Origin of the sequence: Solibacillus sp. NPDC093137 (assembly GCF_050280445.1) — a bacterium.
Classification (GTDB): Bacteria; Bacillota; Bacilli; order Bacillales_A; family Planococcaceae; genus Solibacillus; species Solibacillus isronensis_B.
The window spans coordinates 2087132-2101489 of the sequence record NZ_JBNNVH010000001.1; the positions used below are offsets into that span (position 1 = coordinate 2087132).

11 protein-coding genes are annotated in these 14358 nt (G+C 40.8%); 1 reads left to right on the forward strand and 10 read right to left on the reverse strand.

Annotated features, from left to right (window positions below):
• Positions 1-150 precede the first annotated feature (150 nt).
• The 4 genes from ACQKN3_RS10580 to ACQKN3_RS10595 all read right to left on the reverse strand — a co-directional run bounded on the left by ACQKN3_RS10580 (position 151) and on the right by ACQKN3_RS10595 (position 6904).
• Entirely contained in the window at positions 151-1365 is a 1215-nt protein-coding gene (locus tag ACQKN3_RS10580) for a DUF4097 family beta strand repeat-containing protein (RefSeq protein WP_427711221.1), read from the reverse strand.
• A gap of 86 nt (positions 1366-1451) precedes the next feature.
• Complete coding sequence (gene uvrA, locus ACQKN3_RS10585) at positions 1452-4319, reverse strand: excinuclease ABC subunit UvrA (protein WP_427711223.1); 2868 nt, start codon at positions 4317-4319, stop codon at positions 1452-1454.
• Positions 4320-4324: 5 nt separating this feature from the next.
• A complete protein-coding gene (gene uvrB, locus ACQKN3_RS10590; protein ID WP_427711225.1) occupies positions 4325-6307 on the reverse strand; it encodes an excinuclease ABC subunit UvrB in 1983 nt (660 codons plus the stop codon).
• 357 nt (positions 6308-6664) lie between these two features.
• On the reverse strand, positions 6665-6904 hold the full coding sequence (locus ACQKN3_RS10595; RefSeq protein WP_079524745.1) for an IDEAL domain-containing protein: 240 nt from the start codon (positions 6902-6904) through the stop codon (positions 6665-6667).
• Positions 6905-7091: 187 nt separating this feature from the next.
• Between ACQKN3_RS10595 and ACQKN3_RS10600 the strand changes: the two genes are divergently transcribed.
• Complete coding sequence (locus ACQKN3_RS10600; protein WP_427711227.1) at positions 7092-7583, forward strand: competence protein ComK; 492 nt, start codon at positions 7092-7094, stop codon at positions 7581-7583.
• 5 nt (positions 7584-7588) lie between these two features.
• Here the strand turns inward: ACQKN3_RS10600 and ACQKN3_RS10605 are convergent, their stop codons facing one another.
• From ACQKN3_RS10605 to ACQKN3_RS10630, 6 genes are all read right to left on the reverse strand, one after another.
• The gene (locus tag ACQKN3_RS10605) at positions 7589-7942 is read right to left on the reverse strand and encodes a hypothetical protein (protein ID WP_427711229.1); all 354 of its coding nucleotides are present in this window, start codon (positions 7940-7942) and stop codon (positions 7589-7591) included.
• Between the two features lie 174 nt (positions 7943-8116).
• A protein-coding gene (prfB, locus tag ACQKN3_RS10610; protein ID WP_427711655.1) for a peptide chain release factor 2 occupies positions 8117-9221 on the reverse strand; the annotation gives its coding sequence in 2 pieces (ribosomal slippage) (positions 8117-9148 and positions 9150-9221; 1104 coding nt in all).
• Positions 9222-9507: 286 nt separating this feature from the next.
• Complete coding sequence (gene secA / locus ACQKN3_RS10615; protein ID WP_427711231.1) at positions 9508-12018, reverse strand: preprotein translocase subunit SecA; 2511 nt, start codon at positions 12016-12018, stop codon at positions 9508-9510.
• Positions 12019-12173: 155 nt separating this feature from the next.
• Positions 12174-12731: a ribosome hibernation-promoting factor, HPF/YfiA family gene (hpf, locus tag ACQKN3_RS10620; RefSeq protein ID WP_079524740.1), complete on the reverse strand. Its 558-nt coding sequence runs from the start codon at positions 12729-12731 to the stop codon at positions 12174-12176.
• Between the two features lie 160 nt (positions 12732-12891).
• Positions 12892-13269: a PilZ domain-containing protein gene (locus ACQKN3_RS10625; RefSeq protein ID WP_427711234.1), complete on the reverse strand. Its 378-nt coding sequence runs from the start codon at positions 13267-13269 to the stop codon at positions 12892-12894.
• A 237-nt stretch (positions 13270-13506) separates the two neighbouring features.
• On the reverse strand, positions 13507-14049 hold the full coding sequence (locus ACQKN3_RS10630) for a competence protein ComK (RefSeq protein WP_427711236.1): 543 nt from the start codon (positions 14047-14049) through the stop codon (positions 13507-13509).
• Between the last annotated feature and the right edge of the window lie 309 nt (positions 14050-14358).

Here is a 14358-nt window from a genome sequence, read left to right on the forward strand (position 1 = left end):
AGGAATGCGGCAGTTTGTGACTTTTAATTGGAGATTTGGCGGAAAACAAAATTAAAAGCATCCAAATTCTTTATAAGAAGATGGATGCCTGATTTTATTAATGCGTTTGTTGTTGCTTTGAGTTTACCGAAACCCTGGTAAATCCTACCCCTATTGCAGTGTATAACGTACTAGTACTGTTCCTGTGCGAGATTCCCCTACTAACTTCAGGAGTTTCGCACCTTCCAGTTCTTTTGTGAAACGGACTGATTTTGACAGGAATTGCTCCTCTTCTTCTGTAACCAGTACATCACTTAAACCGATATCTGCTTTTCCGAAGTTTGAGAAAACCTGACCATCCAGTGCGACTGTTTTCGGAACATAAATTTCTACTGAACCTGCTAGTGCACGTGCCTTGATTTTATGCGCTTCTGCACTTGTTGTTGTGATAACAACATGTCCATTCATCGATTCAGCTTCGACTTCATTTAATTCGCCATCAACGTAAATACGTCCATTGGCTGTACCAATTTCCAAATCTTCACCTTTAATATGACGGGCTTCTACTGCACCATTGCTCGTTTGCAGTTCTGCATGATCAAATGTTGCATTTTCCAGACGGATTAAACCGTTATGCGTACGCGCTTTAACAAGCTTCGCGTCGATATGTTCGATTGAAACGCTACCTGTTAATAATTTCGCAATGACTACATCATAATGTTTTTCTGGAATAGCAACTTGTACTTTCACTTGTGCAAATTTATTTGTTGACTGAATAAATAATTTGTCATTTGTCAGCTTCGACATGTTTTCCGTTGCCTGTGCAATCGTTTCTTCCTCAGTACCTTTTAACGGTGTTTTCCCTGTCACATTCACAGTAACTAAATCATCCGTAGCACGTACAATATCGACTTTACCATTTGCGATTTCCAACTCTACCCCTTTAACATCAGCTACAGGGTAAGCATACGTTTTTGTGAATTCTACTTTTTCTCCGAACGGTGTATCGATATCAAGCTCTTTAAACTTCGACAAAGCTGCACCGACTAATCCTGTCATGCGTGTGCTGAATTGCGATAAATCCTGCTTAATATCGCCCATAAACTCGTCCATTTTTTTATTGAATTCTTTATCGTTAAATGACTTGCCGAAAATATCTTCAAATCCTGATGTTTTACGTTTTTCTTTTTGTTCTTCAAATACCGGTTCTGCCTTATGCGGCTCTTCCTCATACTTTTTTTCTAAAACCGGTTGCTCGATTGGTGCTGCTTGTGATGGAGTGGATTCCTTTTCCGACGACAATTTTTCCAGTAATACAATCGCCTCTTCTGCCGTAATTGTACCGCTTTCAACTAATTTCAAAATGCGTTTACGTTCTTCTTGCATAAAAAAATTCCTCCCTCTGCTTCGTATATAGTTATTATACGGGGAGGGAGGACGAAAAGTTTCGTTTGCGCTCTTAGTTTTTCAATCTATTTATTTTGCGCTTCTTTAATTCTTGATTCCATACGCTCACGATCACGTTCCAGAATTGGTTTTAAGTAACGTCCTGTATAACTTTCTTTCACTTCGGCAATTTTTTCCGGTGTACCTGTCGCTAAAATTGTACCGCCACCTTCGCCGCCTTCAGGACCTAAATCAATAATATGGTCGGCAGTTTTGATAACATCAAGATTATGCTCAATAACAAGCACGGTCTCCCCGTTTTCAACTAAACGCTGCAGTACAATCAATAAACGGGAAATATCATCGGCATGCAAACCGGTCGTTGGCTCATCCAAAATATAAAATGACTTGCCGGTTGAACGACGATGCAATTCCGATGCCAATTTCACACGTTGTGCTTCACCGCCGGATAATGTTGTTGCCGGCTGACCAAGCTTCACATACCCAAGACCGACATCGACAATCGTTTGCAGTTTACGCTGGATTTTTGGCAAGTTTCCGAAAAACTCCAACGCATCTTCTACCGTCATCTCCAAAATATCGGAAATATTTTTATCTTTATATTTCACTTCCAGTGTTTCACGGTTATAACGCTTCCCATGACAAACTTCACACGGCACATAAACATCTGGCAAGAAGTGCATTTCGATCTTAATAATGCCATCCCCGCGGCAGGCTTCACAACGTCCGCCTTTTACGTTGAACGAAAAACGACCTTTTTTATAGCCACGTACTTTTGCTTCATTCGTCATCGCAAAAACATCACGAATATCATCGAATACGCCAATATACGTTGCCGGGTTTGAACGCGGAGTACGGCCGATTGGCGATTGGTCCACATCGATTACTTTCTCCAGCTGTTCTAAACCTTCTATTGTTTTATGCTTACCCGGTTTCACTTTTGCCCGGTTCAGTTTTGATGCGAGCGACTTATATAAGATTTCATTTACCAATGTTGATTTCCCGGAACCCGACACACCTGTAACGGCGATGAACTGCCCTAATGGAATATCGACACTGACATTTTTCAAGTTATTTTCAGAAGCACCTTTAATCTTTATTTTTCGGCCATCTGATTTACGGCGTTCAAGCGGCAGCGGAATAAATTTCTTTCCGCTTAAATATTGGCCGGTAATCGACTCTTTGTTTTTCATTACTTGCTTCGGTGTCCCTTGTGCAATGACTTGACCGCCATGTACACCGGCACCCGGACCGATATCGATTAAGTGATCCGCTGCCATCATCGTATCTTCATCATGTTCGACGATAATTAACGTATTACCGAGGTCACGCATATTTACAAGCGTATTAATTAACCGGTCATTGTCACGCTGGTGCAACCCGATTGACGGCTCGTCCAAAATGTAAAGGACGCCTGTTAAACGGGAGCCGATCTGAGTTGCCAGTCGAATACGCTGTGCTTCCCCGCCGGATAATGTTCCAGCAGACCGTGCAAGTGTTAAATAATTTAAACCAACGTCCAATAAGAACTTCAGTCGTTCAATAACTTCACGAATAATTAAATTCGCAATCTGGCGTTCTTTTTCCGTTAATTCTACTGAACTAAAGAACTCATACATTTCCTGAATGGAGTGGCGTGTCGCTTCCGAAATGTTCTGGTCTTTAATTTTTACGGCCAATGTTTCCTTTTTTAGACGATGCCCTTTACAAGTAGCACAAGGCTGTTCGGTCATGTACTTTTGCATCGATTCACGAACATAGTCCGAAGAAGAATCTGTAAAGCGGCGCTCGATATTCGCGATGACACCTTCAAATTCGATATTTTTCTTATGCACACTACCATAGTCATTCGTATATTCGAATAAAATTTTCTCTTTACCCGAACCGTATAAAATTTTATCCATTTTCTCTTTAGGAATATCTTTTACCGGCACATCCATTGGAATATTGTAATGCTTACAAACAGATGCCAACAGCTGCGGGTAGTAGTTGGACGATACGGATTCCCATGGTGCAATCGCATTTTCAAGTAACGTTAAGTCCCAGTTGTGAATGACTAAGTCGATATCGGCCTTTGCCTTACTTCCAAGCCCGTCACATGTAGGGCAGGCCCCGAATGGACTGTTGAATGAAAACATGCGCGGCTCCAGTTCACCAATCGAAAAGCCGCAAAGCGGACATGCATGATGCTCACTGAATAACAGCTCCTCATGATCGATCACATCGACTAGAACGCGGCCATCCGCAATTCTAAGCGCTGCTTCAAGGGAATCACTTAAACGTGTTTCATTGCCTTCTTTTACGACAACACGGTCCACAACTACTTCAATTGTGTGCTTTTTATTTTTATCCAGCTCGATATTGTCATCGAGATCACGCAGTTCCCCGTTTACACGGATACGCACAAAGCCTTGTTTTTTCAAGTCTTCCAGCAGTTTTACATGCGTTCCTTTTTTCCCTTCAATAACAGGAGCAAGCAGCTGCATTTTCGTGCGCTCCGGATATTCCATCAAGCGGTCAACCATCTGTTCAACCGTCTGTGATGTAATTTCAATCCCATGTGTCGGGCAATACGGTTTTCCAATACGCGCAAAAAGCAGGCGCAAATAATCGTAAATTTCCGTTACTGTCCCGACAGTCGAGCGCGGGTTACGGCTCGTCGTCTTCTGGTCAATCGAGATTGCCGGTGACAAACCTTCAATTGTATCGACATCCGGCTTGTCCATCTGCCCTAAAAACTGTCGTGCATATGCAGACAATGATTCGACATAACGACGCTGCCCTTCCGCATAAATCGTATCGAATGCCAGTGATGATTTACCGGAACCTGAAAGCCCTGTCACAACGACAATTTTATCGCGTGGAATTGTGACATCAATATTTTTTAAATTATGCGCTCGTGCACCTTGTACGACAATTTCTGTATTTTTCACATTGTTCACCCTTCTGCTTTCAATTCAAATATCATGTCACGTAATTCAGCCGCGCGTTCAAAGTCAAGCGCTTTTGCGGCTTCTTTCATTTCAACTTGCAATGTCTCAACAAGCTTCTCCAACTCTTTTTTCGTCAGCTTTTTGCCGCCTGTCACTTTTGTAATATATGTTTCTTCCCCTTCCGCAGCTTGTGTAGCACGGATAATTTCAGGAATCTTTTTAATAATAGTTTTCGGTGTAATACCATGTTTTTCATTGTATGCCATTTGAGTTTCACGACGGCGTTTCGTTTCACCGATCGCTTTTGTCATCGAATCTGTCATATTATTGGCATACATAATGACATGTCCGTTCGAGTTACGTGCAGCACGTCCAATTGTTTGAATGAGTGAACGTTCGGAACGGAGGAACCCTTCCTTGTCCGCATCCAAAATTGCGACAAGGGATACTTCCGGAATATCAAGACCTTCCCGTAATAAGTTAATGCCGATCAGCACATCATATGTTCCTTTACGAAGCTCCCGGATAATCTCAATCCGCTCCAGCGTTTTGATTTCCGAGTGCAAGTATTCGACTTTCAAGCCCATTTCTTTTAAATAGCTCGACAAATCTTCGGACATTTTCTTCGTTAATGTCGTGACGAGTGTTCGTTCATTACGACTGATGCGCTCATGAATTTCATCAATCAGGTCATCAATCTGCCCTTCAATAGGACGGATATCAATTGTCGGATCAAGCAGCCCTGTCGGACGAATAATCTGCTCCACCATGTCCGGTGTATGCTCCAATTCGTATGGACCTGGTGTTGCCGATACATAAATCGCCTGGCTTACTTTCGATTGAAATTCGTCAAACATGAGCGGACGGTTATCCAGGGCAGACGGGAGACGGAAGCCATGCTCGACCAGTACCCCTTTACGTGCCTGGTCTCCATTATACATACCACGTACTTGCGGTAATGTAACATGGCTTTCATCAACGACAAGCAAAAAGTCTTCCGGGAAGTAATCCAATAATGTGTACGGCGTTGCCCCTGCTTCACGCAATGTCAGATGGCGCGAATAGTTTTCGATACCTGAGCAGAAGCCCATTTCCTTCATCATTTCCAAATCATAGTTTGTCCGTTGCTCCAAGCGTTGCGCTTCCAGTAAACGGTCTTCCGAACGCAGGACGGCAAGACGCTCCTCCAACTCTTTTTCGATATTTTCAATGGCAACTTTCATTTTTTCTTCGCGTGTTACGAAGTGGGATGCCGGGAAAATGGCTACATGCTGACGATCCCCTAAAATTTCGCCTGTCAGTGCATCCACTTCACGGATCCGGTCGACTTCATCACCAAAAAACTCAATACGGATACAGTGCTCATCACGTGATGCCGGGAAAATTTCGACAACATCCCCGCGTACTCGGAACGTACCGCGTGTAAAGTTAATATCATTCCGTTCATATTGAATGTCGACCAGTTTCCGCAATAGCTGATTGCGCTCGATTTCCATCCCTGTTCGAATGGAAACGACCATTTCACGATATTCTTCCGGATTACCGAGACCGTAAATACACGATACGGACGCAATAATAATGACGTCTTTCCGTTCAAATAACGCAGTCGTTGCCGAGTGGCGTAATTTATCGATTTCTTCATTAATACTTGAATCTTTTTCAATGTACGTATCGGTTTGCGGCACATACGCTTCCGGCTGGAAATAGTCATAATAGCTGACGAAGTATTCAACCGCATTGTCCGGGAAAAATTCTTTAAACTCACTATATAATTGGCCGGCCAGTGTTTTATTGTGGGCCATCACGAGCGTCGGTTTATTCACTTCTTTAATTACATTGGATATCGTAAATGTTTTACCCGTACCTGTCGCCCCAAGCAATGTCTGGTGACGCTTGCCTTCTTTAACCCCTTGTATGAGCTGTTTAATCGCTTCCGGCTGATCCCCGGCAGGCTGATAGGCGGACTGTATTGTAAATGTTTCTGTCATATTCAGATTGTCCTTTCTGTCGCTTATATTATCTTCTATTTTAACATACCCGTTTTTAATTTACGATAAAATTGCGAACGTACATTCGAATTTAATGCAGTTATGTGTCTTTTTGGATGGGCTGGTTTTATTAGAACTTTGGTGGCGGGTATTAGAAAAGTTTGGTGATTTATTTGAAGGTTGGGACCAGTTATTCGAAAATCTCTAGCACTTATTAGAAGAATTATCCTTTTTATTAGAAACTAACCAATTTATTAGAACTATTTTAATTTTATTGGAAACTTTCTTTCACTTATTAGAAAACAACCGGAACCCGCTGCTTGCCCATAAAAAAAAGCCACCTGAATAGGTTGGCCTTTAAGAAACAGTTTCCAATAACTCTTTTAACTCTGTAGTATAGCTGTGAAATGCTTGTTCGTTCTTTTGATCTAACGATGTATCGATAAGTAGCTTTAATTGTTCAATACGTTGCATCCGCTGCAACCGACTAATAAATAAATCTAAATAAATTTCATTCAATAGCTTCTCTGCATGATGTTCAGTGGACTGCTGACTAACCGCTTTTAAAAAGTCTGTATACGAATAATATTTATCCATCGATATCACCTCGACCTCTTTTAACCATTATAAGTTAAAAATCATACAATTTGCAATATATTCTGAAAAATTATCATATGACAGAATTTTCTAAATATAATGTTGATTTTTAGCAAATTATGCAGTAGTTTAGATGTATAGTGAAAATTTAAGCGATTAAAAAAGTAGGAAAGATAGGGGATACAAAATGATTAGTAATTTAACACAAAAATCCAATTACATTATTTCTAACTCTACCTTCTGTTTGAGGTCCTATCAGCATCGAGATAAAATTCACACTGCCATTTTGGACAAATACGGCCAATCTACATCTCCGTATAAACCTTTAAAAATTATTCGAGATACGTGTCGTCTGCATGGAAGTTCCTATGACGCCAGCAAATATCAGGCGAGAAGCTTTTTCGGAGAGAATAAACATAAGTTACCGATAATGGTGGCCTATGACTTCGGGGATCCGTGCATTTTATTCCCGCTATTTTCACCGTTTTCACCTCAAAATATTTGGTTATCCTTGAATCCTATTATTAATATTAGTGAAGACGGTGATAAAACGCTCGTAACTTTTGTGGATAATACTGAGATTAGTCTGGATATCAATATGAAATCATTCAACCAGCAATATGTACGCGCTGCAATGTATTATAAATATCTGCTTTTACAGCGCAATAGGATCTTATAAGAGCATCAGTTTTTTTGAAAATATTCAGCAAGAAGTAACTCACTTTGATTACGAAGGCGAATATTCGAATATCTTCTACACTCCATGATTCCCCCAAAGTAAAAATGATACTCGGTAAACAAATCATCCGTCTTGCCTCTCACTAAGCGCATCTGATGAAGTTTAAAATAGTCCTTCGTTTCTTTTAAGTCATGCTCTATTTTGATACGTACAGCATCGATTAATTGCAAATAGGGATTTTTAAATTTGAACGGACTTTGCTCCACTATTGAGTAATCCTTCCCAAGAATAATTAACAGCAACGGCAAATAAATCCCAGCCTCATAATACGGAATCGTTTTAGAAGGAATTTGCAGCATCCGAATACCTCCAATTAATAAGAACGTTTGTTCGTATATGTATTTTCACATATTTTTTAAAATCTGACAAGAGGAAAATTATTACTTAGCTTAAATTTCACTAAAAAAACCGTGCCTTAGCTTTTTACTAAGGCACGGCTTTCAATTTTTCAACCAGATGATCGCTGAAAGATTTTAATATGAGATTTTTGATCGTAAATAGGCAGTAATGAACACATCGAGATCGCCGTCCATTACGGCGCCTACATTCCCTGTTTCTGCACTTGTACGGTGATCTTTTACCATTGAATACGGATGGAACACATATGAACGAATTTGCGAGCCCCAGCCAATTTCCTTCTGCTCACCACGAATTTCATCCAACTGTGCCTGCTGCTTTTCAATTTCCAGCTGATACAGCTTCGATTTCAGCATTTTCATTGCTGCATCACGGTTTTTAATTTGTGAACGTTCTGACTGACATTGTACAACGACACCTGTTGGAAGATGGGTAATACGTACAGCAGAGTCAGTCGTGTTAATGTGCTGACCACCGGCACCAGTTGCACGGTACGTATCGACTTTTAAATCTTCTGTTCGAATATCGATTTCGATTTCATCATTGAACTCCGGCATAACATCACATGAAACGAACGATGTATGACGGCGGCCTGAAGAATCGAACGGTGAAATTCGTACTAGTCGGTGTACGCCTTTTTCCGCTTTTAAATAGCCGTACGCATTATGACCTGAAATTTGTAATGTAACCGATTTGATGCCGGCTTCATCACCAGGCAAGTAGTCGATTGTCGTAACTTTAAAACCGCGCTTCTCTGCCCAGCGTGTATACATACGTAATAGCATCGAGCCCCAGTCCTGTGACTCAGTACCACCAGCACCTGGATGCAGTTCTAAAATGGCATTGTTTTTATCGTATGGTTCAGATAACAGCATTTGCAGTTCGAAATCTTCCATTTTTGATTGGAATTCAGTAAGTTCTTTGCCTAGTTCTTCCTGCAATTCTGTGTCTGGTTCTTCACGTAAAAGCTCGAGCGTCATTTCAAGGTTTTCCTGTGTGTCGACTAATTCTTTGTATTCGTTGACAACTGCTTTAATGCCGTTGCTTTCGTTAATAATTGCCTGTGCACCGTTCTGGTCATTCCAGAATTCCGGTTCAAGCATAAGTTCATCTAGTTCCTGGATACGAGCCTCTTTGTTTTCTAAGTCAAAGAGACCCCCTGAAGTCCGCTAGTTTTGTAGCTGTATTTTCGAGTGCATTACGCACATCTGCTAATTCCATCATATATTTTCCTCCGTATTTGGGTGTTAAAGTTTGGTCTTCTCATAACGTTGATTTCCGTTGCGGCGGACGCGTTTCGCGGGCGGGCGCCAATCCTCCTCGTCGCTACGCTCCTGCGGTGTATCGGCTGTCCCGCTTTTCCCGCAGAAGTCGCCGCCTCCACTCCAATCAACTAGTGTCGTTTAAGAATAAGATAAATTCGTTGTTAAATAGCTACAATCAAAATTTATAATAAAAACAAACCGGGTCATTGAGCATAGTTTCAATGACCTCGGTTTTATTGCTTTTATTGGCCTACGCCGTGGCATGATTTGTATTTCTTGCCGCTGCCGCATGGGCATGGGTCGTTGCGTCCGATGTTTTCGGCTTTGCGTGTTGGCAGTTTTTTCGGTTTGGCTACGCCTTCTTCTTTCGGGTTAACAGCCTGGCCTTTTGCTACTTCTTCACGTTGCAGGTTACTGCGGATTTCCGCTTTTAATGCATACTTCGCCACATCTTCACGTACTGCTGCGACCATGTCCTCGAACATTGCGAAACCTTCCTGCTGGTATTCGCGTAATGGATCGTTTTGACCGTAAGCTCGTAAGTGAATCCCTTGACGCAACTGGTCCATTGCATCGATATGATCAATCCATTTCGAGTCGATTGAACGCAGTAAAATAACCTTTTCAAATTCACGCATTCGCTCCGGTGTCATCGCTTCTTCTTTTTCATCATAGCGAGTTGTCACTTTTTCAGAGATGAACGCAATCATTTCTTCTGGTGATTTGTTTTCAAGATGCTCTTTTGTAATATCGCCCTCATCCAGTAGATTTGCCGCGATATAGTCAACTAACGCATCCAGTGTCCAGTTTTCCTTTTCACCTTGTGTATGAAGGGCCACTTGATTTTCGATTGCCTGAGAAATCATTGATTCTACTAATGCACGCATATTTTCCGAATCCAATACTTCTTCACGCTCTTTGTAAATCACTTCACGTTGCTGACGAAGTACATCATCGTATTGTAATAGACGTTTACGCGCATCGAAGTTATTACCTTCAACACGTTTTTGTGCTGATTCTACTGCTTTTGAAACCATGCCTGATTGAATTGGCTGTGTATCGTCCATACCAAGTCTTGTCATCATCGACTTCATTTTATCCGATCCGAAGCGACGCATTAACTCATCTTCTAAGGAAAGATAGAATTGCGTTACCCCCGGGTTCCCTTGACGACCAGAACGACCACGAAGCTGATTATCGATACGGCGTGATTCATGACGCTCCGTACCAATTACCGCTAAACCGCCAATTTCAAGTACACCTTCACCCGGTTTAATATCTGTACCACGACCCGCCATGTTTGTCGCAATCGTAACGGCACCTTTTTGACCGGCATTTAAAATAATTTCCGCTTCACGTTCATGGTTTTTCGCATTTAAAACGTTATGTGGAATTTTAAATTTCGTTAAATATTTTGAAATGATTTCTGATGTTTCGATTGCAACCGTACCAACCAGTACCGGCTGACCTAAACGGTGACGCTCTGCAATGTCTTCCGCAACTGCTTTGAACTTGCCTTCCATCGTTGCGAAAATTAGATCAGGACGGTCATCACGGGCAATCGGCTTATTCGTAGGAATCGCTACAACCTGCATATTGTAGATGTTGCGGAATTCCTCTTCCTCTGTTTTTGCTGTACCTGTCATACCAGAAAGTTTCTCGTACATACGGAAATAGTTTTGGAATGTAACGGTCGCCATTGTCATCGATTCATTTTGAATCTCAAGACCTTCTTTTGCTTCAATCGCCTGGTGTAGACCATCTGAATAGCGACGTCCTTTCATTAGACGACCAGTAAAGCCGTCAACGATTACAACTTCCCCATCCTGCACAACATAGTCGACATCATTATGCATTGATGCATGTGCTTTTAAGCTTTGGTTGATCGCATGGTTTAAACGAACATGTGCTAAATCGAATAAGTTGTCGATGCCAAATGCACGTTCCGCCTTTTCGATCCCTTGCTCTGTCAGCGTTACGCCTTTTGTTGATTCTTCATAGTTGTAGTCTTCATCCTGCTTTAACATACGGGCAAATGCATTTGACTGTACATATAGCTGTGCAGATTTCCCTGCTTGTCCGGAAATGATTAACGGTGTACGTGCTTCATCGATTAAAATTGAGTCAACCTCATCGATTACCGCATAATAAAGCGGACGCTGTACACGGTCTTCTTTGTAAAGCACCATATTGTCACGTAAATAGTCAAAACCAAGCTCATTGTTCGTCGAATATGTAATATCCGCAGCATATGCTTCACGCTTTTCTTCTTTTGACAGGCTGTTCAGGTTCAAACCAACCGTTAAGCCTAACCAATTATATAACTCTCCCATTTCAGTCGCATCACGGCTTGCTAAATATTCGTTGACCGTTACGACATGAACACCTTTACCAGTAAGGGCATTTAAATAAACGGACATTGTCGACGTTAAAGTTTTACCTTCACCGGTTTTCATCTCCGCGATATTACCCTCATTTAATGCAGCCGCCCCCATAATCTGAACGCGGAACGGGAACATGCCAAGCACACGGCGAGATGCTTCACGAATTGTCGCAAATGCTTCAGGCAACAATGCGTCCACTGTTTCGCCATTTTGATAACGGTTTTTAAATTCTTCTGTTTTCGCTTTTAATGCATCATCAGACAAGCTTTCAAACTGCCCTGCCAATGCTTCTACTTTATCTGCAATCTTTTCTAAACGCTTTACTTCTTTTTTATTGAAATCAAATAATTTATTTAATATGTTTGCCATCGAATTGGTCACTTCCCAATAAATAGTCTCAAAGTATATTTTAGCATTATATATACCGGTGGTGCAAATGGACTGATACAAAATGGTAATTTTAGGAACGATCCAACTCAAAAACGGACTGCCTATCTCAGGCAATCCGCTTGTAAATCAATCATTTAGTTTGTTTCGATTAAACCGTACTTACCGTCTTTACGTTTGTAAACGATGTTTGTGCCATCTGTTTCTGCATCTGTGAAGATATAGAAATCATGGCCTAGCATGTTCATTTGTAGAACGGCTTCTTCCTGATCCATCGGTTTCAGATCAAATTGCTTCGTACGAACGATTGTATATTCATCCTCTGAAGATTCAGCGTTCGCTTCCATTTGGGATGTCACATTGGCAAAATAGATACCTGTACCTTCGCGATCACGGAATTTACGGTTTACTTTTGTTTTATGTTTACGGATTTGGCGCTCAAGCTTGTCGACAATTAAGTCAACAGCCGCATACATGTCGTTATGACGCTCTTCGGCACGCAGCGTTAAATTTTTCATCGGAATCGTCACTTCTACTTTTGTTTGTTTATCATTATAAACCTTCAAATTGACGTTAGCGTTCGCGTTAAGATCTTCATTGAAATAGCGTTCTACCTTTTCAATTTTGTTCTCCACGTAATCACGAATCGCTGGAGTTACCTCAATATTTTCACCACGAATGTTAAACTTTAGCATGTGAACTCCTCCTTCATTACTGCTCTTACTAATCTAATTCTACATACATCAATAAAATCCTGTTACGACTTGAAACTTTTTTCATTTTTCGACAAGTTGTCCTACATATTGATAAGAAAGACACCGTATCGTTATATAGAATCAATGGTAACCAACCAATTTAATTACGTCCGACTTCTTTTTTGCGACGAACTTTTAATTCACTGACGATCAGTTCTTCAATACCTGGCTGATTTTCGAAGATCAAACCATATTGAAACTTACCGCCGTACTTCTTCTTCCATACGATGTCTCCAATGGCCTTAATCAATACTTCGTCTAAAACGAATTCCAGTTCCAACTGCACCAGGTTATTATTATTTTCACCAATTTCCCGAGAAGAAAACATTTTCATTCCATGCGGGCTCACATCGATGATTTCACAAGGGTATTTTACTACTTCTAATTGTTCCTGTTTTCCATTAATCAATTCGGTAAAATTTGCTTCGATCGGGACCCCAAAAGTAAAGCGAAATCCTTCTGTGCGTTTAAACGCCATAACTGTTCCCCCTAGCCATTCAGTGCTACAATTTATATACCCACATTATGATGCAATACACGATTAAATGTCTATGTGCTTAATTGCTAATTTAAGGAGAATTTGTGACTTCAAACTCATTACCAATGAACCAGTATTTTATTTTATTGCAATAAAAGATTGTGCAATCGATAAAAAATTGAGAAACAAAAAGAGTTTCACACATGGGTTGCTCCGTTGCGTAAAACTCTATGCTTGCTAATTGATTACATACTCTTCATTTATTTCTGCGCATTTCAACATAATTTGTTGCTCGGCTTTAGAATATAAAGGATCCTTGTAAAATTGTTTTAATAAGGCAGTCGATAAGTAATCTTTCGCCTTACTCCATTGTTTTTTTAGTTTACTGTGCGGTACAGGAACTTTTATTTCTTCGTAATTCGTTAAAACGGCAATAGAACGATTTTCCATATACGGTTTAACATCTTCGACATGATGCAATGCAAAGTACATACAATGCCCACTATTGCGCATCGCCTCTGTCGGAAACCAAATATGAACAAGCGGAGACCTGGGAATCATAATCGGGTTGACCGAATTGGACTTAAGGACCGCTTTTGCCGATTCCTTCGCCCCTTTTAAGCTTGACCCATGTTGTTTCAGCTCCATATCCAGGAATTGCATCGGTGTATATGGGACTTTTTTATAACCATTCGGAGTAATCATAAGCGTATAAAGATTATTGAACTGATCAAATTGAGGTTTTAGTACACACGCATCTAACAAGGAATTTCTATACATTTTCTATACTCCTTCCAATTTATAGTTATTATTTTTAGTAAAAAGGAGTATACTAACTATATGTCGGTATACTCCGACCAACCAAACCTCAGGTGATATCTATGCAGGATGCTCACTTGGGGTTTTTTATTTTGCCGTTCACATACTCACTCACCCCCTTACCGGTTAACAAGATCTGGTAACCGCTTTCTTCGATGAATAAAAGTAATAGAATTTTTCCAGCCAAAAACAATACCGCAATGGAACGGAATTGTGATAGATAACAAATCGATTTATTATGTATTGGAAAACGGATGAAATTTTTGAATT

Coding starts and splice junctions, on each gene's coding strand:
- uvrB (WP_427711225.1), bottom strand. CDS start 6,307: ATGACAGAAACATTTACAATACAGTCCGCCTATCAGCCTGCCGGGGAT.
- ACQKN3_RS10605 (WP_427711229.1), bottom strand. CDS start 7,942: ATGCTGCAAATTCCTTCTAAAACGATTCCGTATTATGAGGCTGGGATT.
- hpf (WP_079524740.1), bottom strand. CDS start 12,731: ATGCTAAAGTTTAACATTCGTGGTGAAAATATTGAGGTAACTCCAGCG.
- ACQKN3_RS10600 (WP_427711227.1), top strand. CDS start 7,092: ATGATTAGTAATTTAACACAAAAATCCAATTACATTATTTCTAACTCT.
- ACQKN3_RS10630 (WP_427711236.1), bottom strand. CDS start 14,049: ATGTATAGAAATTCCTTGTTAGATGCGTGTGTACTAAAACCTCAATTT.
- ACQKN3_RS10595 (WP_079524745.1), bottom strand. CDS start 6,904: ATGGATAAATATTATTCGTATACAGACTTTTTAAAAGCGGTTAGTCAG.
- ACQKN3_RS10625 (WP_427711234.1), bottom strand. CDS start 13,269: ATGGCGTTTAAACGCACAGAAGGATTTCGCTTTACTTTTGGGGTCCCG.
- secA (WP_427711231.1), bottom strand. CDS start 12,018: ATGGCAAACATATTAAATAAATTATTTGATTTCAATAAAAAAGAAGTA.
- ACQKN3_RS10580 (WP_427711221.1), bottom strand. CDS start 1,365: ATGCAAGAAGAACGTAAACGCATTTTGAAATTAGTTGAAAGCGGTACA.